Raw genomic sequence first — 21,677 nt, forward strand, 5'->3', positions numbered from 1 at the left:
GGCCGTCCAAACATGCACGCGCCGACCGGCGGTCACCGCTGTCGCCGCTTCGCCCGTCCTCCTCGTAAGGTACGGGCACCGCTACGGCCGCGCGGGCCGTGCTCACGGGGCCGGCCGGTCCCGGTCGCCGTCCGCGGCGGCCGCCGCCCGGCGGCGCAGGACCAGCCACCGGGCGACCAGGCCGGCGGCGAACATGACCGCGCCGGCGAGCACCGACCGCCAGGGCAGGGTGGCGACCAGGATCAGGCAACCGGCGACGCCGAGCAGGTTGAGCCAGCGCGGCCACCGGCGGTCGGCCGCGGGCTGGGTGAACGCCGAGGCGTTGGTGACGGCGTAGTAGACGAGCACGCCGAACGAGGAGAAGCCGATCACGCCGCGCAGGTCGGTGACGGCCACCAGGACGCAGACCACGACCGCCAGGGCGATCCCGGCGTGGTGCGGCACCCGGTGGCGGGGATGGACGGCGGCGAGCCCGCCGGGCAGGTCGCGGTTGCGGGCCATGGCCAGGACGGTACGGCCGACACCGGCGATCAGGGCCAGCAGGGCCCCCAGCGCCGCCAGCGCGCCGCCCGCCCGCACCACCGGGGCCAGGAAGCCGGCGCCCGCCGCCTCGACCGCGGTGGTCAGCGGCGCGTCCGAGGCGGCGAGCCGGTTCGGCCCGGCGGCCAGCAGCGCCGCGACCCCGACCACCAGGTAGACGGCCACGGCGATGAACAGGGCGATCGGGATCGCCCGCGGGATGGTGCGGCGCGGGTCGCGGACCTCCTCGCCCATGGTCGCGATGCGGGCGTAGCCGGCGAAGGCGAAGAACAGCAGTCCCGCGGCCTGCAGGACGCCGTAGACGCCGCCCGTGGCCAGGCCATCGCCCAGATGCGACGGATCGGCGTGGCCGCCCGCCGCGATGCCCGCCACCACGACGGCCAGGGCGGTCAGGCTGGTGGCGACGAGCACCCGGGTGAGCAGGGCCGTCCTGGTCACGCCGCGGTGGTTCAGCGCGGTCAGCCCCAGCACGGCCGCGACGGCCAGGGCGCGCTGCGCCCACCAGGGGCCGGGCAGCGCGTAGGAGGCGAAGGTGAGCGCCATGGCGGCGCACGAGGCGGTCTTGCCGGCCACGAAGCCCCATCCGGCGGTGAACCCCCACCAGTGGCCCAGGCGTTCGCGGCCGTAGACGTAGGTACCGCCGGAGACCGGGTAGGCCGCCGCCAGTTGCGCGGAGGCGACCGCGTTGCAGTACGCGATCACCGCGGCGATCAGCAGCCCGAGCAGCAGGCCGGCGCCGGCGGCGCGCGCGGCGGGGCCGAACGCGGCGAACACACCCGCCCCGATCATCGACCCGAGCCCGATCACCACCGCGTCGCCGGTGCCCAGCCGGCGCGCGAGCCGGTCACCGCCGCCCTGGGATCGCCGGGCCGGGTCGGGTACGCCACGGGGCCGTGGTCGGGACGCCACCGCCACCTCCCCGGCAGCCGTTCGTCGAATGGGCCGGATGTATCGTCCCACGCCCCCGCGGGGCCGGTCCGCTCCGGTGTCCGTGCGCCCGGCTGTGGGGGACGTCCGGCCCGCGAACCGCGCGGCGGAGCGGAGTCGTGACGCCGGGCGTCCTACCTCCCGGGCGACGGGTGGTCCGCCCGGAAGTCGCCGACATGGCCCTGGGCCCAGGTGGCGAAGGTGCGCGCGGGGTGGCCGGTCAGCTCCGGCACGGCCCGGGTGAGCTCGACGGGGCGTCCGTCGCCGGACTGCCACCAGTCCAGCAGCGAGTCGGCGTAGGAGGCGGGGATGTGCCCGGCCGTCTCCCGCTTCCACTCCTCGCGGGTGACCTGTCGGAAGGGGATGGGCCGGCCGGTCACCCGGCTCAGGATGTCGATCTGCTCGGCGAAGGTGAGCGACTCCGGGCCGGTCAGGGTGTACGGGCGCCCGCCCAGGCCGGGATCGGTGAGTACGGCGAGGGCGGCCTCGGCGACGTCGGCCTCGTGGATCGGGTCGCTGTGGGAACCGGGGAAGGGCAGGCTGATCGGCCGGCCCGACCGCAGGCTCCAGCTCCACGCGAGCGCGTTGCCCGCGAACGAACCCGGCCGCAGCGACGTCGAGCGGATGGGGGAGGCGTCGAGCGCCCTCTCCGCGTCCAGGTGGGACTTCGCCAGCGGGTTGTCCTCGGGGTCCGGGGCGAGGACCGAGGAGGATGACAGCAGCACGATGTGCTCGACGCCGGCGCGGGCGGCCTCCTCGGTGAACGCGCCGGCGTGCGACGGCTCGGCGTACAGGAAGACCGAGGTCACGCCCTTGAGCGCGGCGGCGAAGGTGGACGGGTCGGTGAGGTCGCACCGGACGGTGTCCGGGCCGTCGGGCCGGCTGGACGCCGCGCGGACGGCGAGGCCGCGCTCGCGCAGCAGGCCGGCGAGGGTCCGGGCGACGGCGCCGCGGCTCCCCGTGACGAGAACTGTCATCTGGATGGTTCCCTTCGGTGACGGTGTGCCGGGGTCGTGCGCGGCGTGGGCCGCACGAGACCGCAGCGGACGAGGGCGGCGCGTCGCCGTACTTCGGAGACCCGGGCGGCGGGCCCGGAGCCGGGGAGCGAGGACATACGTGTCCCTTTTCAGGAAGCGCATAGAATGCGACGCGACGCAGACTCTTCGTTGAAAAGAATCTGCGTCAAGAATAATCTTCGTGACGCAGATAAATGTGGGGCATGGAGGTGCCGAGTGTCAAACCGATCGGAGCTGCTCGCACGCGTCGTGGGGGAGAGCCAGCGGCACTACGCCGCCTACACGCTGTTCAACCAGGCGATGGCCGACCGGATCGGGCTGCACCCCACCGACGTGCAGTGCATCGCGCTGCTCGACCTGGAGCCCGGGCCGGTGACGACCGGGGAGATCGCCCGGCTCACCGGTCTGGCGTCAGGATCGGCGTCCCGGCTGGTCGACCGCCTGGAGAAGGCGGGCTTCGTGCGGCGCCTGCCCGACCCGAACGACCGCAGGCGTGCCCTCGTCGCCCTGGCTCCCGACGCGGCCGGGCGGCTTGAGGAGGCGTGGGACACCCCGGGCCGGGCGTTCGGCGCGGTGCTGGAGCGCTACACCGACGAGCAGTTGGAGATCATCGCCGACTATCTCCACCGGGCCGCCGAAGTGGGCCGCGAGCAGGCCCGGCGGCTGACCTCGGAGACGTCGCAGCCGTAGTCCGACGACGGGGCGGAGCGCTCGCCGCGCAGCCGGAAGCGGCCACGCCCCCGCCGGTGCGGCGGGGGCGTGGCCCGGTGCGGCGTGGACGGCTGGAGCCTCCGCGCGTGTGACGCCCTCGGTCAGTCCTCCCCGGAGAACCTCTCCCAGGCCGACTGCCGGGTCATGTCCAGGGCGGCGCCGATCCTGGACCAGGTGACGCCCCGGTCGCGCAGCCGGTCCACCCAGACCCGCAGGCTCGCGTCGACCTGGGCGCTCACGGTGGCGACGCGTGGCAGGAACTCGAGGATCTGCTCGTCGGTCATGCGGTCCGGCCAGGGGATCTCGGCGTCCGCCGACGGCTCGGCCGGCGTGTCGAGGATGGCGTTGCACAGCCCCACGCACTCGTTGCAGATGTAGACGCCGGGGCCGGCGATCACCTTGTCCACGTCGGTCTTCGGCTTCGCGCAGAACGAGCAGCAGATCCGCTCGTCGGCCAGGGATGGAGCGGTCATGCGGTCCTCCGGGGCGACGGTTGTCAGGGTTTTCCTGACGGTTGATCGCGACTCTAGAACGTCAGGGACATCCTGACAAGCGATGGCGCCGCCCCGCCGCGCGCGCCCACCCGGGGTCTCCTCGTCCGCGGGGTCGCCGGCGAGCGCGCGGGCGGCCGCCGCCTCGTCGTCGCTCCAGCCCCAGTGGCCGTCGTCCCCCTGGCGGGCCTGCTCGTCGATCCACCGGTTGTGCGCCTCCCAGGCGGCCTGCTTCGTGGCCCCCAGCGCGGCGCCGATCTGCGACCACGAGGCGCCGGCCCGGCGGGCCGACCGCACCGTGAGCTGGCGCCCCTGGCCCGCCTTGCGGGCGATCACCTCGCCGAGCGCGAGCAGCTCCAGCGCCTCCTCCCGCGCCAGGGGGGCCGCGGCCGGGTCGAGCGGTGCGGTCTCGGGGTCATCGTCCTCCTCCGGCGGCGACGCGAGGGCTTCGCGGGTGCGCAGTGCGTCGTACCGCGCGACCGCGTTCAGCAGCGTGAACCGGCGTTCGAGTTCCTCGGGAGTCGTCATGGTTCCGAGTATTTCGTCAGGCTGGCTTGACGTCAAGCCAGCCTGACGAAAGCGTGCCGCACCCGCCGCGAACGCGGCCGGGAACCATCCGCCGGGAGCGGTGGACGGCATCACCGCCCGAACCACGCCGCTCCGCGGGCCGCACCGCGGGACACGCCGTTCCGCCGGGGAGGCGGCACGGCACCCGGAGAGACCGGGAGCCGCCGCTCAGCCGCTCGCGACCCCGGGCAGGACCAGGAATCCCCCGGGCTTGCCCGGAGGGTAATCGGCCAGCCGGCGGGCCCGCCCGGTGCCGATGTCGACGCTGTAGACGTGCGTGCCCTTCCCGTGCAGCGCGAAAAGCGTGAGCTCCGATCCGCTCCGCCAGGGGCCGGTGGCGATGACGCCCGCTTTCTCCGGCAGACCGCGGACGGCCACCTTCCGCGGCGCGCGCCCGCCGGCGGTGTCGAGCAGGGAGAGCTTTTGCTTCTGGAGGTCCTTCATCTCGGCGGCGGCGACCGTACGGCCGTCCGGGGCGAGCTCGCTGAACGTGATGTACGCGCCGGCGAAGCGCACCGGCCTGCCCCCGCCGGTGACGGGCATCAGCCACAGATCGGTCTTGACGTACCGGACCAGCTCGGCGATGCCGTCCTTGATGCTGACCGGTTCGTACTCGCCGGGTATCCGGACGGTCTTCCCGGTGCGCATGTCGATCAGCAGCCCGGGTTCCTTGCTGCCCTCGCGCGGATCGAACACCACGTGGCGGCCGTCGTCGGAGACCACGAGCATGGAGCCGATGCCGATGCGCTCCTCCTTCACCGTCACGGGAGACGTCACCTGCGAGCCGTCCACCAGGTCGCGTACCACATGTGCCTGGGCCTGCCGGCTGTAGTAGGCGAGCATGCGCCCGTCCCGGCTGATCGCGACGGGGACGCGGCGTTCCTGATCGTTGAGGGCGAGGGCCTGCGGCAACCGGTAGGTCGTGCCGGCGCGGGTGACCACCCGCCACTCGACGGCCGCGCAGTCGATCGTCTTCCGCTCCCGGTCGACGTCGCAGGGCGTCCGGTAGGCGTAGGCGAGCGGTCCCACCCGGCCCCCGGGCAGATCGGGCACGGCGGCCTCCGTCTGCGGCGTCGCGGCCGCGTCATGGGACCGGAGCGGTGCCGCGGCGGCCTCCGTCCGCCACGCCGCGGCCACGCCGTGGGACCGGATCGACGTCACGGTGGCCGTCGTCGCGCCCGCCACCATCGTGGCCACCGTGGCGGCGGCCAGCAGCGCCGTGACGCGCCGCCGGCGTCGATGGCCCGCCAGGGCCAGGTCGGCCAGGTCCACCATGGGCGCTTCCTCGGCGATGCCGTTCAGCGCCCTGCGCAGTCTCGTCATCGCGCCACCTCCTGAAGGTCGGAAAGGGAGTCGGGGCCGGCCAGCTCGGGTGCGAGCGCACGCAGGCGGGCCAGCGCGTGGTGGGTCTGGCTCTTGACGTTGCCGACCGAACAGCCGAGCGCCTCGGCCGTCTGCGCCTCGGTGAGGTCCTCCCAGAAACGCAGCACGATCACGGCCCGCTGCTTGCGTGTCAGCTTGGCCAGCGCCTGGCGCAGCATGATCCGGTCGAGCGTCTCCTCGTCGTGGGAGACGCCGTGCTCGGGCGGGTCGGCGCTCGGCGCCTCCGGCCGCGGCCGGCGCCGCCATGAGATGTACTGGTTCACCAGGGCCCGGCGCGTGTACGCCTTGGGGTTGCCGTCCCGGGCCAGCCCGGGCCACTTGCCCGCGATCTTGACCAGCACGCTCTGCAGCAGGTCCTCGGCGAGATGAGCGTCTCCCACGAGTAGGTACGCGGTCCGCATCAGCGCCTGCTGGCGGGCGAGCACGAACTCGCGGAAGCCGTCGTGACGATCCAATGTGATCTCCTCTCGCCCGTTCCCAACGCGACCCGCCGGGCGAAAGGTTGCAGTCCGGCCCCGCCGATCCACCGGAAGGTCCCGCGGGCCAGAGGTTCCCATGTCGGTTGCAAGCCGGTTGCCAGCCGCGGGGCGGAGACTGCGGTCCCATGCGGGTTCCAGTCGTACGCCAGCACAGCCTGGTCGAGTGCGGGGCCGCCTGCCTCGCGATGGTCCTCGGCGCGCACGGGCACCACACCTCCGTGCGCGTCCTGTCCGGCGAGATGGGCGTGGGCCGCGACGGCGTCAGCGCGCTCACCCTGGTGCGCGCCGCGCGGGCGCGCGGCCTGACCACCCGCGCCCTGGCGCTGCCGGCCGCGCACGTGCCCGAGTCGCCCCTGCCGGCCGTCGCCCACTGGCGCTCCAGGCACTTCGTGGTGGTGGAGCGGGCCGGCGGCGGCCGGATCACGGTGATCGACCCGGGCACCGGACGGCTGCGGCTCGCCCCGGAGGAGTTCGCTCGCGACTACAGCGGAGTGCTCCTCACCTTCGCCCCCGGCCCGGACTTCCGGCGGGGCCGCTTCGGTGAGCGGCGATCCTGGTGGTCGCGGTACGCACGCCTCAGCGTGCTGCGCCATCGGGGCCTGCTGGCCGTCCTGGTGGTGCTCAGCCTCCTGCTGCAGGGGCTCGGGCTCGTCCTGCCCGTCGCCACCGAGGCCGTCGTGGACCGGGTGCTGGGCCGCGGCGAGACCGGCCTGCTGCCGCTGCTGGGCCTGGGCGCGGCCGCGGCGGCGGTCGCCTGCCTGGTGACCGGGGGGCTGCGGGCCTGGGCGCTGGTCGTGCTGCGCGCCCGGGCCGACACCGCCCTGCTGGACGAGCTGGCCAGGCGGCTGCTCACCCTGCCGTTCGGCTTCTTCTCCCACCGGGGCTCTGCCGACCTGGTCGCGCGGATCACCGGGGCGGGCCTGCTGCGCGACATCCTCACCGGCCAGGTGCTGTCCGCCCTGCTGGACGCCCCTCTGGCCGCCGGTTACCTGGTCGCGGTCACCGTGCGCTCGCCGTTGCTCGGCGGGCTGCTCGCCGTACTGGCCGTGGCCCAGTTCCTGGTGCTCCTGACCGGGCGGCAGCGGATCCGCGACCTGGTCCACCGCGAGCACGAGGCCCGCAACGACGCCCAGGGGCAGCTCATCGAGGCGGTCAAGGGCATCGAGACGATCAAGTCGTCGGGGGCGGAGGCCCAGGTCCTGGAGCGCTGGACGCGCCTGCTGGCCGTACAGACCCGTCGGGTACGGCGCAGCGCGCTCGCCCAGGGCGCGCAGGAGACCGCGCTGGCCACGCTGCGCTTCGCCGCCCCGCTGGTCCTGCTGTGGGCCGGCGCGCAGCAGGTGGCCGGCCACCTGCTCACCGCGGGCGCCATGCTGGGGGTGCTGGCCCTCGCCGCGGCGGCCCTGGCCCCGCTGGCGTCGCTGACCGCGAGCCTGCGGGGCCTGCAGACCGCCCGCGCCCAGGCCGAACGGCTCGCCGACATCTGGGAGACCGACCCCGAACCCGGCGCGGCGGCGGCCGTCGCGCGGCGGACCGCCCCGGCCGACATGGTCGCTCCGGCCGACGTGACCGCCTCGGCTAGCGCGGCCGGCCGTACCGGCGGCGGGGGAGGGCCGGGCGTGATCGAGATGAGGGGCGTCGGCTTCCGCTACGCGCCGGAGAGCCCGTGGATCGTCCGCGGCATCGACCTGCGGATCGCCCCCGGGCAGAAGGTCGCGCTGGTCGGCCGCTCCGGGTCCGGCAAGACCACCCTCGCCCGCCTCCTGCTGGGGCTGTTCCCGCCGACGGAGGGGGAGATCCTGCACGACGGCGCGCCGGTCTCCCGCCTGGACCCCGGACGGCTGCGGCGCCGCTTCGGGGTGGTCACCCAGGAGCCCGCCCTGTTCACCGGCTCGATCGCGGACAACATCGCGCTGGGCAGCCCCGGCGCCTCCCTCCACGAGGTGGCGGAGGCGGCCCGGCTGGCCTGCGTCCACGACGACATCGCCGCCATGCCCCTGGGGTACCACACGCAGCTGACCGAGGGCGGGGGAGTGTCCGGCGGTCAGCGCCAGCGCATCGCGCTGGCGCGGGCGATCCTGGCCCGCCCGGAGGTCCTGCTGCTGGACGAGGCGACCAGCCACCTCGACACCGACACCGAGGCGGCGCTGAGCGCCGGTCTCGACTCCCTGCCCCAGACGCGCATCGTGATCGCCCATCGGCTGAGCACGATCAGGGACGCCGACCTGATCCTGGTGCTGGCCGGGGGACGGATCGCCGAGAGCGGCACCCACGAGACGCTGGTCGACGCCGGCGGCCTGTACGCGCGCCTGACCCGGGCGCAGCTCCCGGCGGCCTCCGGGTGAGCCCCCGCCGCCGGCGACGGGACGTGGCCGGCCGCCTCGCCCGACCGCGCCGGCGTCCCATGGGCTCCCGCCCCGGTTCTCAGCCGGCGGGGGACACGGCGGAGAAGTAGGCGCGCAGCAGCGTACGGCCCTGCTCGATCATGACGGGGTCACCGTCGGGGGAGGCCGCGAAGGCGAGGTGGAGAGCGGCGGCCGTGGCCTGGATGGCCAGCCGCATGACGTGATAGGGGTCGGGCAGCGGTGGCAGCCCGGCCTCGTCGAGGGCGAAGTGGTAGAGCCGCTCGGCCAGCACGTCCCCGCCCTCCTGCGTCTCGCCCGGCGGCAGGAACGTCTGCCCGCCGGGCCGGGTGTCGGCGAAGTCGACCACCGTGTAACCGGGGACGGTCCGGCGCATCTCGACGGTCACGGCCAGCACGAGCTCGGCCGCCCGAGGCCAGGTGAGCGGCCCCTCCTCGGCCACCCGGTGGCGTAGCCGCACCAGCAGCAGATCCAGGTTTCGCAGCGCCAGCTCGCGCAGCATGCCGGGTTTGCCGTCGAAGAACTGGTAGATGGTGCCGCTCGGTACCCCGGCCCGCCTGGCGACGTCGACGGTGGTCAGCGCGTCGAGACCCACCTCGTCCAGGAGGTGGGCGCAGGCGTCGAGGATGCGCTCGACCCGGTCGATGCTCCGTTTCTGAACCGGTCGGCGCCGGATTCCGGGGTTTTCCACGATCCAGTCTTAACATAACGCCCTGTCATGTTCTAACGTGTCACCCACTCATGTTTCGCCTCGAAGGAAACACATGCACGAGGTGCACACCACGCCCGTGAAACGGGTCTCCGCCGGTTGGATGACACTGCTGGCACTCGCCCAGATGGGCATCATCATGGCGACGACCGTCGGCAGCCAGATCCTGCTGCCCTCCCATGTGGCGCGCATCGATCCGGCGCACAAGGAGGCGTCGCTGGCGGTCGTGTTCGCGGTCGGCGCCGTCTGCACGATCATCGCGAACCCGCTCTTCGGCGCCATGTCCGATCGGACCCGGTCCCGGTTCGGCCGGCGCCGCCCGTGGATCGTGGGAGGCGCGCTGGTCTGCGCCGCGTCCCTGGCGTTCCTCGCCTGGCAGGAGTCGCTGGCCGGGCTGGTCGCCGGCTGGGCGGTCGCGCAGCTGGCGTTCACCGCCGCCCTGGCCGCCGCCATCGCCACCGTGCCCGACCAGGTGCCGATCCGTCAGCGCGGCAAGGTGTCGGCGCTGGCGGGCGTGGGCCAGCTGGCCGGCCCGCTGCTGGGCGGGGTGGTGGCGACCGTCCTGCTGACCGGGGTGAAGGCCGCGTTCCTCGCGATGGCGGTCCTGGTCCTGCTGCTCGTGCTGCCCTTCGGCCTGTTCACCCGCGAACCCGCGGAAGAACCTGCGGAAGGACTCGCGGAAGGACCCGCGGAAGAACCTGTGGAAGGGCCCGCGGAAGGACCCGCGGTAGTCCCCACCGTCGCAGCCGGAGCCATCGCCGAAACCGCCGTCGCGACCGCCGGAACCGCCGCCGTGACCACCGGGCCCGCCGTCGGTACGGCCGTGCCGTTCGGCCTGTTGGCCTTCCTGCGCGGCCTGTGGGTGAGCCCGCGCAGGCATCCCGACTTCGCCTGGGCCTGGGTGAGCCGGCTCATGATCACTCTCACGCTCGCGATGGCGATCGGTTACCTGCAGTACTACCTGCGGGACGCGGTCCACTACGAGGGGCTCTTCCCCGATTCGACCGTCGAGCAGGGCGTCGTGGTACTCGTTGCGGTGTTCACGTTGAGCAGCGTCGTGCCGACCCTGCTGGCGGGCTGGCTGTCCGACCGGTACGGCAGCCGCAGGCCCGCCGTCTGCGCCGGCGGCCTCACGATGGCGGCCTCCGCGCTGGTGCTGACGTTCCTGACCAGCTGGCCCGCCGCCATCGCGGCGTCCGCGCTCCTCGGCGCGGGCTACGGCATGTTCACCGCCGTCGACCAGGCGATGGTCACCCAGCTGCTGCCCGCCGACGCCGACCGGGCCAAGGACCTCGGCATCGTGAGCCTGGCCAACTCGGCGTCCAACACGCTCGGCCCGGTGATCGCCGCGCCGCTGGTCACCTCGGCCGGCGGTTATCCGCTCATGTACGGCGTGGCGGCCGGTTTCGCCACGCTCGGTGCCTGTCTGATCTGGAGGATTCGCGGTGTCCGCTGAGAACCGGTCCGCTGAGAGACCGCCGGCCGAGAACCGGTCCGCCGCGGGACCACCCGCCGAAAGCCCGACCGCGGGAACGCCGTCCCCCGGACGCCCGTCCCCGGAGGGCCGGTTCCAGAAGGATCCGGCCGCCGGAGACGCCCGCCCGTACGACCGGGGGGCGTGGTGGCGGGACGCGGTCGTCTACCAGGTGTATCCGCGCAGCTTCGCCGACGCGAACGGCGACGGCGAAGGGGACCTGCCCGGGGTGCTGTCCCGGCTCGACCACCTGGCCGACCTGGGGGTGAACGCGATCTGGCTGAGCCCGTTCTATCCCTCGCCGCTGGCCGACGGCGGCTACGACGTGGCCGACTACTGCGACGTCGATCCCCGGTACGGCACGCTGGCCGATTTCGACGCGCTCGTGGCGGGGGCCGCGGCGAAGGACATCAAGGTGATCGTCGACATCGTCCCCAACCACTGCTCGGCCGAGCATCCGTGGTTCCGCGCGGCGCTGGCCGCCGGTCCCGGCAGCCCGGAGCGTGAGCGGTTCGTCTTCCGTGACGAGCCCAACAACTGGCAGTCCGTGTTCGGCGGCCCGGCCTGGACCCAGGTGGCCGACGGGCAGTGGTACCTGCACCTGTTCGACTCCGCCCAGCCCGACTGGAACTGGCGGCACCCCGACGTGGTCGCCATGTTCGAGCGGGTGCTGCGGTTCTGGCTGGACCGGGGCGTGGCCGGGTTCCGGATCGACGTGGCCAACATGCTGTTCAAGCAGGACGGCCTGCCCGACGTCGTCCCCGGCAGCCAGAGCGGCCCGCTCATGCCGGGCCAGACGGCCGTGCCCTACGAGCACCAGCCGGAGCTGCTGGAGCTCTACCGCTCCTGGCGGAAGATCCTCGACTCCTATCCCGGCGACCGGGGCACCGTGGCGGAGATGTGGTTCGACACCGACCAGGCCAGGCCGTACCTGGCGGGAGACGGGCTGGCCCAGCTGTTCAACTTCGGGTTGATGCCGACCCCGTGGTCGGCCGGGGAGTTCCGCACGGTCATCGACGGGTCGCACCGGCTGGCCCGCGAGACGGGCGGGTCGATCCCCTGGGTTCTGGGCAACCACGACGTGCCACGCATGGTGACCAGGTTCGGCGTCGACCAGGACCTGGTCCGCGCGCCGACCCCCGAGGTGCTGCTGGGCCGGATGGACGTGGACGTCGAGCTGGGCACCAGGCGGGCCCGCGCGGCCGCGCTGCTGCTGCTCGCCCTGCCCGGCGGGGCGTACATCTACCAGGGGGACGAGCTGGGCCTGCCGGAACATCTCGCCATCCCGGACGAGGCCCGGCGGGACCCGATGTTCGAGCGCACGCTGCGCACGTTCATGGGCAGGGACGGCTGTCGCGTGCCGCTGCCCTGGTCCGGCACGGCGGCGCCGTACGGCTTCGGCGCCGTGGACGTCCCGGCCCCCGAAGGCGCCCAGGGCGCCCAGGGAACGTGGCTGCCGCAGCCGGAGGACTGGGCGGGGCTGACCGTGGCCGCGCAGCGGGCCGATCCCGGTTCGACGCTGAACCTCTACCGGGCCGCGCTCGCCATCCGGCGTGATCACCCCGCGCTCGGCGACGGCGACCTGACCTGGCTGGACACGCCTCCGGGCGTGCTGGCCCTCGCCCGCGACCCGGGGTTCACGCTGATGGTGAACTTCGGCCCCGTGCCGGTGCCGCTCACCCGGCACCACGACGTGCTGCTCGCCAGCGGGCCGCTCGACGGCGACCTGCTGCCGCCCGACACCGGAGTGTGGCTGTCTTGATCAACTATGAGGAACCCGGGTTGTGGCTGCTCGCCACCCCGTCCAGCGCGTACGTCGTGCGGCTCGGGCCGGACGGCGCGCCACGCTGCGCCCACTGGGGACCGCGGCTCACGCCCGACCAGGCCCGCGCGCTGCCCCCCGGACGCGAGGAACTGCCGGGCGAGGGCGGCGAGCGGTTCGGCGTGGCGGGCCTCCAGGTCAGGTACGGCGACGCCGTACGCGGCGTCGAGTGGCGGCACCTCGACCACGAGATCGACCCCGGCGGGGACGGCGCGGCCGGTCACCTGGTGATCAGGATGGCCGACCGGCACTACCCGCTGGAGATCGACCTGCACTACCGGGTCAGGCCCGGCAGCGACGCGATCGACCGCTGGACGACCCTGCGCAACACCGGGGACGAGCCGATCACGATCCTGCGCTGCGACTCGGCGGCCTGGACGGTCCCGCAGCGCGAGGACTACCGGCTCACCCACGTCACCGGCGGGTGGGGCGCGGAGTTCCAGGTCCGGCGTACGGCGCTGGCGACGGCCGAGACCGTGCTGACCAGCAGGCGCGGGCACAGCGGCCACCACGCCAACCCGTGGGTGATGCTCGACGCGGGCGACGCGACCGAGGACCACGGCGAGGTGTGGAGCGCGGCGCTGGCCTGGAGCGGAAGCTGGCGCATCACGGTCGAACGCGACCACGACGGTCGCGCGGGCTGGAGCGGCGGGTTCGGGCACGAGGGCGTGACCTGGCGGCTCGGACCGGGCGAGGCCCTGGAGACGCCCGCGTTCAGCGGGGTCTATTCGGCCGAGGGGTTCGGCGGGATCAGTCACCGCTGGCACGACCACGTCCGCCGCCACGTGCTGCCCGAACCCCGCCGGGTGCGGCCGGTGGTCTTCAACTCGTGGGAGGCGACGGAGTTCGACATCTCCCAGGCGCAGCAGATGGAGCTGGCCGAGCTGGCCGCCGGCATCGGGGTCGAGCTGTTCGTGATGGACGACGGCTGGTTCGGCGGCCGCACGGGTGAGACGGCGGGCCTGGGTGACTGGTGGCCGAACCCCGAACGCTTCCCCGACGGCCTCACCCCGCTGGTCGAGCACGTGAAGCGGCTCGGCATGGCGTTCGGTCTGTGGGTCGAGCCGGAGTCGGTCAACCCGGACAGCGAGCTCTACCGCACGCACCCCGAGTGGGTGCTGCGCCAGCCGAACCGGCACCCGACCGAGGTGCGCAACCAGCTCCTGCTCGACTTCTCCCGGGACGACGTCGCCGACTGGGCGTACGACCGGCTCGACGAGCTGGTGACCGGCGACGACATCGCGTTCCTGAAGTGGGACATGAACCGGCCGTTCACGGAGGCCGGTGACGAGGTGTGGGTGCCCTACATCCGGAACGTGTACGCCGTGATCGACCGGCTGCGCGCGGCCCACCCGCACCTGATGATCGAGGGCTGCGCGAGCGGCGGGGGCCGCGCGGACCTCGGCATGATCGCCCGCACCGACCAGATCTGGACCTCCGACGACACCGACGCCGCCCAGCGGATCGCGATCCAGCACGGCTACGGCCAGATCTATCCGGCCTGCACGATGGGCGCCTGGGTGACCGACAGCCCGAACGCGATCACCGGCGGGCGGACGCCGCTCGCCTTCCGCTTCCACGTCGCGATGGCGGGCGCGCTCGGCATCGGCGGCGACCTGCGGCGGTGGGGTCCGGAAGACCTGGAGCAGGCGAAGCACCTGGTCGCGCGGTACAAGGAGATCCGCCCGGTCGTTCACGGCGGCCGGATGGACCGCCTCGCCGACTGGGCCGTGCAGTACACCCTCGACGCGGACGTGGTGGTGCTCTCCTGGCGGCCGACGATGCTGGTCCGCGCGACGGCCCCCCTACGGCTCAGGGGTCTGGACCCGGACGGCCGCTACCGCGACGAGGACACCGGGGAGATCTGTCACGGCGCCCTGCTGATGAGCCACGGGCTGCCCCGGCCGTGGCCGTTCGAGGGGGTCAGCGAACTGAAGAGGTTCACGCGTGTCGGATGACCCGCTTCCGGAGTACCCGCGGCCCCAGCTGGTCCGCGACAGCCACCTCAACCTCAACGGCCGCTGGCGGTACGCGATCAGCGACGATCCCCCCGAGACGTACGACGGCGAGATCGTCGTGCCGTACTCGCCGGAGGCGCCGCTGTCCGGGGTGAACCGGCAGCTGCTCCCCGGGCAGACCCTCTGGTACCGGCGCTCGTTCGACCTGCCGGCCGACTTCGCCGACGGCCGGGTGATCCTGCACTTCGGCGCGGTCGACGAGACCTGCCGGGTGTGGGTCAACGACGTCGGGATCGGCGGTCACACCGGCGGCTACCTGCCGTTCTCGTTCGACGTCACCGACGCGCTGCGCCCGTCCGGGAACACCCTCGTCGTGGCCGTCCAGGACGACACCGGGAACGGGCCGCGGGGCAAACAGCGTCTGCGGCGCGGCGGCATCTGGTACACGGCGCAGTCGGGCATCTGGCAGACGGTCTGGGCCGAGTGCGTGCCCGAGGTCCACGTCGAACGGCTCACGCTGACCCCGCTGCTCGACGACTCCTGCGTGGAGGTGACGGTCCACGCGGCCGGCGGGGAGGCGCGCGTCGAGATCTCGGCCGGAGGCGAGACGGTCGCGCGTGCCACGGTGACGGCCGGGCGGCCGGTCCGCGTCCCCCTGCCCGAGGCGCGCCCCTGGAGCCCCGAGGACCCCTTCCTGTACGACGTCACCGTGTCGCTCGGCACGGACCGGGTGCGCGGCTACTTCGGCATGCGCTCCTTCTCGGTCGGACCCGACGCCGACGGCGTCCCCCGGCTGCTGCTGAACGGCCGGCCGTACTTCCACGCGGGCGTGCTCGACCAGGGCTACTGGCCGGACGGTCTCTACACCCCGCCCAGCGACGAGGCGATGATCCGCGACATCGCCACGATGAAACGGCTCGGCTTCACCATGCTGCGCAAGCACATCAAGATCGAGCCGCTGCGCTGGTACCACCACTGCGACCGGCTCGGCATGCTCGTCTGGCAGGACATGGTCAACGGCGGCGAGCCGTACCGCCCATGGGTCATCACCGCGCCCGCGGTCCTCCCGTTCGTACGGCTGGACGACCGCCGGCACCGCCGGTTCGGCCGGGCCGACGCGGCGGGCCGTACGGCCTTCGAGACCGACATGCGCGCCACGGTCGAGCATCTGCGCAACGTGGTGAGCCTGGCGGTGTGGGTGCCGTTCAACGAGGGCTGGGGCCAGTTCGACGCCGCGCGGATCGCCGCCGAGCTCACCCGGCTCGACCCGACCCGTACGGTCGACCACGCCAGCGGCTGGCACGACCAGGGCGCGGGCGACCTGCGAAGCCTGCACGTCTACTTCCGCCGGTTCCGCCCGCCCCGGCCCGACGGACGGGTGCTCGTGTTGTCCGAGTACGGGGGATACAGCCTGCCGGCCGTGGGACACACGTGGGGCGAGAAGGAGTTCGGCTACCGCCGGTACCGTACGGTGGACGCGCTCGGCGAGGCGTTCACCCGGCTGCACGAGGAGCAGGTCATCCCGGCCATCGCGCGCGGGCTGAGCGCGACCGTCTACACGCAGCTGTCCGATGTGGAGGACGAGATCAACGGCCTGCTCACCTACGACCGGGCGGTGCTCAAGCTCCCCGACGACCTCGTACGTTCGATCACGAAAAGGCTCAGGCTCCCATGACCACCCATGAGCGAGAGATCACCGCGCCCGTCGACCTGTGCCTGGCCGACGGGCGGCTCAACGCCGAAGCGGTCGGCTGGACCCGGCGGCCGCTGCACCGGGGCAACCTGCGGGGCTGGGGGCGGGGCAAGCGCTGGGAGTACTGGGGCGTCGTCACCCCGCGCCACATCATCGGCCTGGTCGCGTCGTCGCTGGACTACGCGGCGGTGAACGGGGTGTACGTGCTCGACCGGGAGACCCGGGTCGAGACCGCCAAGGACGTCGTGGTGCCGCTGGCCCGCGGCGCCGTCTTCCCCGACCGCAGCGGCGCCGGGACGGCATCCGTGCGGGGCGGTGGTCTGGCGATCGACATCGAGCAGGACGCCTCCGGCACCGTGATCCGGGCCGTCGCGTCCGGCATCGAGCTCGACCTGGAGGTGCCGCTGCCGGAGGGCCACGAGTCGCTCGGCGTGGTGGTGCCGTGGGGGCCCGGCCGGTTCCAGTACACGGTCAAGGACGTCGGCCGCCCGGCGCGCGGCCGGCTGCGGCTGGGGTCGGCCGAGTTCGCCTTCGAGGAGACGGACTCGTTCGCCGTGCTCGACCACGGCCGGGGCAAGTGGCCGTACTCGATCACGTGGAACTGGGCGGCCGGCAGCGGGCCCGGCCGGGCGATCCAGCTCGGCGGCAAGTGGACCGACGGCACCGGCTCGACGGAGAACGCCCTGTTCGTCGACGGCCGCCTGCACAAGATCGGCGACGAGCTGGAATGGTCGTACGACCGGACCGACTGGCTGCGGCCCTGGCGGATCACCGGCCCGCAGGTGGAGGTGGAGTTCCACCCGTTCCACGAGAAGGTGGCCCGCACCGAGCTGGGCCTGGTGGGCAGCGAGACCCACCAGTGCTTCGGCCACTTCTCGGGGCGGGCGCGGGCCGACGACGGCACCTGGGTGGACCTCGACGGCCTCACCGGCTGGGCCGAGGAGGCCCGCAACCGCTGGTAGCCGCAACCGCCGGCGGTCCGCAACCGCTCTCGCGGGAGTTCGCGGCTGGAAGGGCCGGTCAGGATCCCCTTATCGGAACGGCCGGTGGCTCGGCTCGGATCCTCGGTCGTTCAATGGCAGCATTCTAGCAATGCTAGATATAGTGTCACCGATAGGTGAGTTGTCGCCACCATAATGGGGCCCGGTGGCGATGGAGCACAACCCTGCGAATCTGCGCAGCGGCTCGGGAGGATGGGCGCATGGCCGAGCGGCGTCCCTTGATCGCGCGCAGGCTGCGACCGGGACACTGGGTCGCCGTCGACGCGTTCGCGGCCGTTGCCCTGGCCGCCGGGTTCTCGGTGTCGGCGGTGCTGGTGCCGGAGTCCGTCCGGGTGCCGCCGTATGCGACCGTGCCGCTGATCGCGCTGGCCTGCCTGCCGCTGGCAGGGCGGCGCCGGTGGCCGGTGCCGGTCTGCGCGCCGGTCCTGGTGGCGGCGGTGCTCGCGCCGTTCGCCGGGTGGGAGGAGGCATTCGTGCCCTTGGCGCTCGCGCTGCACGCGGTGGCGCTGCTGGAAGCGCGCCGGACGGCGGTGGCGGCGCTGGCGGCCGCGCTGGCGGTGACCGCCGCCGGTGCCGCGATCGACTCGCCCTCGTGGACGGAGGCGGCGCCGGCGTGCGGATTCGCCTGGCTGGTGCTCGGTCTGGCGTGGACGATCGGGCTTGCCGTACGAGAGCAGCGCGCGTACGCCGTGCAGGCCGTCGCACGGTCGGCGCGGGCCGCGGTCACGGCGGAACGGCTGCGTATGGCTCGTGACGTGCACGACGTCGTCGCCCACAGCATGAGCCTGATCTCCATGCGGGCCGGCATCGCCAACCACGTCGCCGCCACGCACCCCGAGGAGGCGGGTGAGGCCCTGTCGATCATCGAGGAGACCAGCCGGAAGGCGCTGGCGGACCTGCGCAGCCTCCTCGGTCTGCTCCGCGACGTCTCAGGGGACCGGGACGGTCCGCCGTACATGGTGGACTCGCTGCGCGAGCTGGTCGCGGCGATTCCGGCCGGTGACGTACGGGTGGAGCTCGACGTCGAGCCCGGCCTCGCGCTCGGCGACGAGGCGGCCCTCGTCGTCTACCGCCTCGTGCAGGAGTCGCTGACCAACGTGCTCAAACACGCCGGCCCGGGCCGATGCCGGGTGGCAGTCGGCATCCGGGCGGAGCGCGAGCTGGTGGTCGAGGTCGTCGACGACGGTCGCGGGGGTGCGCCGCGTGAGGGGGGCCACGGGCTGGCCGGGCTGGAGGAGCGGGTGGTCCTGTACGGCGGAACGTTCTCGGCGGGACCGGAGCCCGGAGGCGGCTTCGCCGTTCGCGCCAGGTTGCCGCTACCAGGCGGTTCCGGGGAGGACGAGAGGTGAGCACGTTCACGGTGCTGGTCGCCGAGGACCAGGCGTTGCTGCGCGCGGGGCTGTGCAGGCTGATCGACACCGCCCCCGACCTGGAGACCGTCGGCGCGGCCGGGGCGGGGGAGCAGGCCGTGGAGCTGGCCCGCGACCTGCGGCCCGACCTGGTGCTCATGGACGTCCGCATGCCCGGCCTCGACGGGATCAAGGCCACCGAGCTGATCCGGGCCGACCCGGTGACCGCCGGGACGCGGGTGGTGATGCTGACCACGTTCGATCTCGACGAGTACGTCTATGGGGCGTTGCGGGCCGGAGCCAGCGGATTCCTGCTGAAGGACACCCGGCCGGGCGACCTGCTGGAGGCGCTGCGCATCGTGGGGGAAGGACAGGCGCTGCTGGCCCCGTCGATCACCACGCGACTGATCGGGGAGTTCGCCCGGCGCGAGTCCACCGCGATCCCGGCCCGGCTGGCGGCGGGGCTGACCCGGCTGTCCGGCCGGGAGCGGGAGGTGCTCCTGCTGGTGGCACGAGGGCTGACCAACCCGCAGATCGCCGAGCGACTCGGCATCGGGGGAGCGACGGTCAAGACCCATATCCGCAGCCTGCTGGCCAAGCTCGCCGCGCACGACCGGGCGCAGCTCGTCATCGCCGCCTACGAGGGCGGCGTGGTCACGGCCGGCAGGTAGGCGCCGTCAGCGGCGGTAGGAGACCTCGGGGAAGGCGGCTGACGGGCCCCGCAGCAACGCCTGCGGGCGGCCGCGCAGGTGCTGCTCGAAGAAGGCCGGCGGGTAGGCGCGCTGGAAGGCCAGCGCCCGCTCGGCCGGGATCGTGCCGACGATCTCCTCAAGCTGCTCCTTTCCCAGGCCCAGCGGATCGGCCGACATGGGGATCAGCAGGACGTCGTCGCCGAAGGAGTTGTGCGCCGCCCCCTTGACCGTCACGTTGAGCCGCCAGCCCCGCAGTCCGTCCCAGAAGGCGCGCAGCGCCGGATTGGTCGCCATGCCGCCCTTCCCGTCGGTGTCGACCACCATGTACGGCCGGTCGAGGCCGGATCGCGCGACCTTGCCGAAGACTGCGCCGTCCAGGCCGAGCCCGGCCTTGATCCGCGGGTCGGCGTACATGGCGGAGGAGGTGGCCGCGCCGCCGAGCGAATGCCCGAACATTCCGATCCGCGCGAGGTCGAAGAGCGGCTTCCCGTTACGGCCGGGCAGCTTCTTCTCCAGGGAGGGCAGGCTGTCCAGGACGAAACGCACGTCGGCCACCCGGACGTCGACCGCCTTGGCGAAGTCGGTCAGCTCGGCACCCGTCTCCACCCGGCCGCCGGGGAACTCCACCACCGCCGCGTCATAGGGGTGATCGACGGTGACCACCGCGTATCCCCGGCTGGCCAGTTCCTCGACGACGCCGGTCCCGTACGCGCGGGAGGCGTTGGCACCCGACGAGTACAGGACGACCGGCAGTATGCCCAGGCTCGTATCGACGGGTGCGCCCTCGTGGCCGTCGGTCCTGTCCAGCAGCACCGAGCCCGGCTCCAGGTCGTTCATTTTCAGGTACCGCTCCGCCGCCGCCTTCGGCATCCAGGGGGCGACCGGGTGGGCCTGCACGTCCCGGGCCGGATACCACAGGCTGACCATCAGCTCCCGCTTCCTGCCGGAGCCGTTCCAGGGATCCGGGCGGGACCGATCCACCAGGTGGACCGAGACGGTCCCCACCGGATGCGGGCCCGTCGGCTTCGGGAGCGTCAGGCGCTGCGGTGGGGTGGAGCCGCATCCGGCCAGCGTGAGGGCCAGGGCGGTGATGATGAGTGCACGTTTCACCTCATTCACGGTGCCAGCCGTGTACGGCTGCGGCCTCTGGCCTGAGGATGACCTCCGGCTCAACCCAGGGGGGTAGAGCTCGATGAGGATCGTTTTCAGGGATGGCGCTCACGAACGAGCCCCGCCTGAGTCCAGGACCTGCCGGCGACCTGGTTCATCGCCACCCGCCTTCCCCCGGACGGCCGACGATCAGGATGGTGGGGCGCTGACTGCTCCCCGGGCTGCCGTCCTGCGGCTGATCGACGCACCCGGCTCCTTCGTTCTTGACGAGGAGGCCCGAGCACGCTGTGGTCGGCCGTTTCAGGGCTGGATTTCCACGTCGCGCCCGGCCGGACCTGCCACCCTGCCGGTTCTGGATCGTGGTCGGTGGTGATCAACATCTGGTATCGTTACTTCTCCGGCTGAATGTTGATTTCGGCCGGAAAGTGCTTGTATGACCATTTTCAAGGTGGACGTGCGGCCCGCGAGCGCCGCAGACTTCTCCACCGTCGAACGACTCTGGCTCATGTTCCGCCACGACATGTCGGAGTTCCAGGGCGGGCTGCCCGCCCCCGGCGCCACCTATCGCAGCGACCGGCTGCAGGCCGCGTTCCAGGACGATGACTGGGCGCCCTACCTGTTCACCAGCGACGACCACCCGGTCGGGTTCTCGTTCGTACGCGCGCTGTCCGGCCCGGAGCGGGTGCTGAACAGCTTCTTCGTCGTACGCGGGAGGCGCCGATCCGGGATCGGGATGACGGCCGTGCAGGAGGTGATCTCCCGGCATCCCGGCCCGTGGAAGATCGCCTTCCAGGACTCCAACACGGCGGCCGTGGCGTTCTGGAGGCGCGTGGCCACCACGATCGCCGGCGAGGCGTGGACGGAGGAACGCCGGGCGGTCCCGCACCGGCCGGACGCCCCGCCGGACGTGTGGATCTCCTTCACGACCGCCTGACAGGTGAGGGGGCCGGCGGCGTCCACCATCGCGGTGCCCCGCGTGATACGGCCATCACTGATGACGGTCCTGAACAGGGCGCGGACCAGGCGGTGCTTCAGGGTGCCCGCCGGATACGCGGACTCGTCCCTCGGCCAGAGCCGTACGCCCCAGCCGGTGGGCGGTGGAAACGGCCGCGGCGGGGTGGCCGTTTCCGCGCCGCGGCCTCGTCCGGGCGTGCCGGTGTCTCCGCCGCCCATGCGTCGATCAGGAGCGGGAATCCACTCCGCTCCGCCGGTCAGTCGGTGCCGGACTCCATCGCGGCCTGGTCGAGCAGCACCTCGTCGGCGGGGGCCTCGCCGCGGGAGGCGATCGCCTCGGCGCCGCCCTCGGACATCGCGCCGATCAGCCCGGTCGAGGCCGCCTGCGCGGCGCCGATCAGCTGTGGGTGACCGCTGCCGACCATGCCGAGCCGGGCG

The 21,677-nt window shown here is 73.2% G+C and carries 17 protein-coding genes and 1 pseudogene; 10 read left to right on the forward strand and 8 right to left on the reverse strand.

Translation table 11 applies throughout. The annotated features are described in order from the left end of the window. Window positions 1-102: 102 nt before the first annotated feature. Together HDA43_RS33365 and HDA43_RS33370 are read right to left on the reverse strand one after the other, a co-directional pair. Window positions 103-1,449: an APC family permease gene (locus HDA43_RS33365; protein ID WP_312873664.1), complete on the reverse strand. Its 1,347-nt coding sequence runs from the start codon at window positions 1,447-1,449 to the stop codon at window positions 103-105. 152 nt (window positions 1,450-1,601) lie between these two features. Beyond that, a complete protein-coding gene (locus HDA43_RS33370) occupies window positions 1,602-2,444 on the reverse strand; it encodes an SDR family oxidoreductase (RefSeq protein WP_179828676.1) in 843 nt (280 codons plus the stop codon). 255 nt (window positions 2,445-2,699) lie between these two features. Between HDA43_RS33370 and HDA43_RS33375 the strand changes: the two genes are divergently transcribed. Then, window positions 2,700-3,173: a MarR family winged helix-turn-helix transcriptional regulator gene (locus HDA43_RS33375; protein ID WP_312873665.1), complete on the forward strand. Its 474-nt coding sequence runs from the start codon at window positions 2,700-2,702 to the stop codon at window positions 3,171-3,173. Between the two features lie 122 nt (window positions 3,174-3,295). On the opposite strand, the gene HDA43_RS35630 is transcribed toward HDA43_RS33375, so the two are convergent. From HDA43_RS35630 to HDA43_RS33395, 3 genes are all read right to left on the reverse strand, one after another. Then, window positions 3,296-4,213 carry a ClpX C4-type zinc finger protein gene (locus tag HDA43_RS35630; protein ID WP_246424785.1) on the reverse strand — a complete coding sequence of 306 codons (918 nt, stop codon included), beginning with the start codon at window positions 4,211-4,213 and terminating at the stop codon, window positions 3,296-3,298. A 207-nt stretch (window positions 4,214-4,420) separates the two neighbouring features. Further along, on the reverse strand, window positions 4,421-5,575 hold the full coding sequence (locus HDA43_RS33390; protein ID WP_179828678.1) for a TolB-like translocation protein: 1,155 nt from the start codon (window positions 5,573-5,575) through the stop codon (window positions 4,421-4,423). Then, window positions 5,572-6,090, reverse strand: coding sequence for a SigE family RNA polymerase sigma factor (locus HDA43_RS33395; RefSeq protein WP_179828679.1), 519 nt, complete (start codon window positions 6,088-6,090; stop codon window positions 5,572-5,574). Before HDA43_RS33395 ends, HDA43_RS33390 begins: the two co-directional genes overlap by 4 nt. A 149-nt stretch (window positions 6,091-6,239) precedes the next feature. Here HDA43_RS33395 and HDA43_RS33400 point away from each other — a divergent pair, with 149 nt between their 5' ends. Continuing rightward, on the forward strand, window positions 6,240-8,459 hold the full coding sequence (locus HDA43_RS33400; RefSeq protein ID WP_179828680.1) for a peptidase domain-containing ABC transporter: 2,220 nt from the start codon (window positions 6,240-6,242) through the stop codon (window positions 8,457-8,459). 79 nt (window positions 8,460-8,538) lie between these two features. Here the strand turns inward: HDA43_RS33400 and HDA43_RS33405 are convergent, their stop codons facing one another. Next, window positions 8,539-9,168, reverse strand: a complete 630-nt coding sequence (locus HDA43_RS33405; protein ID WP_179828681.1) for a TetR/AcrR family transcriptional regulator — start codon at window positions 9,166-9,168, stop codon at window positions 8,539-8,541. A gap of 73 nt (window positions 9,169-9,241) precedes the next feature. On the opposite strand from HDA43_RS33405, the gene HDA43_RS33410 reads away from it, so the two are divergent. The 7 genes from HDA43_RS33410 to HDA43_RS33440 all read left to right on the forward strand — a co-directional run bounded on the left by HDA43_RS33410 (window position 9,242) and on the right by HDA43_RS33440 (window position 19,154). After that, entirely contained in the window at window positions 9,242-10,642 is a 1,401-nt protein-coding gene (locus tag HDA43_RS33410; RefSeq protein WP_179828682.1) for an MFS transporter, read from the forward strand. Beyond that, window positions 10,632-12,422, forward strand: a complete 1,791-nt coding sequence (locus HDA43_RS33415; RefSeq protein WP_312873666.1) for a glycoside hydrolase family 13 protein — start codon at window positions 10,632-10,634, stop codon at window positions 12,420-12,422. Before HDA43_RS33410 ends, HDA43_RS33415 begins: the two co-directional genes overlap by 11 nt. Further along, entirely contained in the window at window positions 12,419-14,440 is a 2,022-nt protein-coding gene (locus tag HDA43_RS33420) for an alpha-galactosidase (RefSeq protein WP_218912713.1), read from the forward strand. The genes HDA43_RS33415 and HDA43_RS33420 overlap by 4 nt, the downstream gene beginning before the upstream one ends. Next, complete coding sequence (locus HDA43_RS33425; protein WP_179828684.1) at window positions 14,430-16,115, forward strand: glycoside hydrolase family 2 protein; 1,686 nt, start codon at window positions 14,430-14,432, stop codon at window positions 16,113-16,115. Before HDA43_RS33420 ends, HDA43_RS33425 begins: the two co-directional genes overlap by 11 nt. Next, complete coding sequence (locus HDA43_RS33430; RefSeq protein WP_179828686.1) at window positions 16,112-17,095, forward strand: DUF2804 domain-containing protein; 984 nt, start codon at window positions 16,112-16,114, stop codon at window positions 17,093-17,095. Before HDA43_RS33425 ends, HDA43_RS33430 begins: the two co-directional genes overlap by 4 nt. A gap of 239 nt (window positions 17,096-17,334) precedes the next feature. Then, window positions 17,335-18,483, forward strand: coding sequence for a sensor histidine kinase (locus tag HDA43_RS33435; RefSeq protein WP_179828688.1), 1,149 nt, complete (start codon window positions 17,335-17,337; stop codon window positions 18,481-18,483). Continuing rightward, window positions 18,480-19,154, forward strand: a complete 675-nt coding sequence (locus tag HDA43_RS33440) for a response regulator (protein WP_179828690.1) — start codon at window positions 18,480-18,482, stop codon at window positions 19,152-19,154. Before HDA43_RS33435 ends, HDA43_RS33440 begins: the two co-directional genes overlap by 4 nt. Window positions 19,155-19,160: 6 nt before the next feature. Here HDA43_RS33440 and HDA43_RS33445 read toward each other — a convergent pair whose 3' ends face one another. Further along, on the reverse strand, window positions 19,161-20,285 hold the full coding sequence (locus tag HDA43_RS33445; RefSeq protein ID WP_218912714.1) for an alpha/beta hydrolase family protein: 1,125 nt from the start codon (window positions 20,283-20,285) through the stop codon (window positions 19,161-19,163). Window positions 20,286-20,718: 433 nt separating this feature from the next. Here HDA43_RS33445 and HDA43_RS33450 point away from each other — a divergent pair, with 433 nt between their 5' ends. Continuing rightward, complete coding sequence (locus tag HDA43_RS33450) at window positions 20,719-21,219, forward strand: GNAT family N-acetyltransferase (protein WP_218912715.1); 501 nt, start codon at window positions 20,719-20,721, stop codon at window positions 21,217-21,219. Window positions 21,220-21,496: 277 nt separating this feature from the next. Here HDA43_RS33450 and HDA43_RS33455 read toward each other — a convergent pair. Continuing rightward, a pseudogene (locus tag HDA43_RS33455) lies at window positions 21,497-21,677 on the reverse strand (argininosuccinate synthase); the annotation flags it as partial.

The organism is Streptosporangium sandarakinum (assembly GCF_013409935.1).
Taxonomy (GTDB): Bacteria; Actinomycetota; Actinomycetes; order Streptosporangiales; family Streptosporangiaceae; genus Streptosporangium; species Streptosporangium nondiastaticum.

Bases quoted from the DNA above. Each gene is read 5' to 3' on its own strand.
- HDA43_RS33370 (WP_179828676.1), bottom strand. From the start codon at position 2,444: ATGACAGTTCTCGTCACGGGGAGCCGCGGCGCCGTCGCCCGGACCCTC.
- HDA43_RS33435 (WP_179828688.1), top strand. From the start codon at position 17,335: ATGGCCGAGCGGCGTCCCTTGATCGCGCGCAGGCTGCGACCGGGACAC.
- HDA43_RS33400 (WP_179828680.1), top strand. From the start codon at position 6,240: ATGCGGGTTCCAGTCGTACGCCAGCACAGCCTGGTCGAGTGCGGGGCC.
- HDA43_RS35630 (WP_246424785.1), bottom strand. From the start codon at position 4,213: ATGACGACTCCCGAGGAACTCGAACGCCGGTTCACGCTGCTGAACGCG.
- HDA43_RS33430 (WP_179828686.1), top strand. From the start codon at position 16,112: ATGACCACCCATGAGCGAGAGATCACCGCGCCCGTCGACCTGTGCCTG.
- HDA43_RS33410 (WP_179828682.1), top strand. From the start codon at position 9,242: ATGCACGAGGTGCACACCACGCCCGTGAAACGGGTCTCCGCCGGTTGG.
- HDA43_RS33450 (WP_218912715.1), top strand. From the start codon at position 20,719: ATGACCATTTTCAAGGTGGACGTGCGGCCCGCGAGCGCCGCAGACTTC.
- HDA43_RS33390 (WP_179828678.1), bottom strand. From the start codon at position 5,575: ATGACGAGACTGCGCAGGGCGCTGAACGGCATCGCCGAGGAAGCGCCC.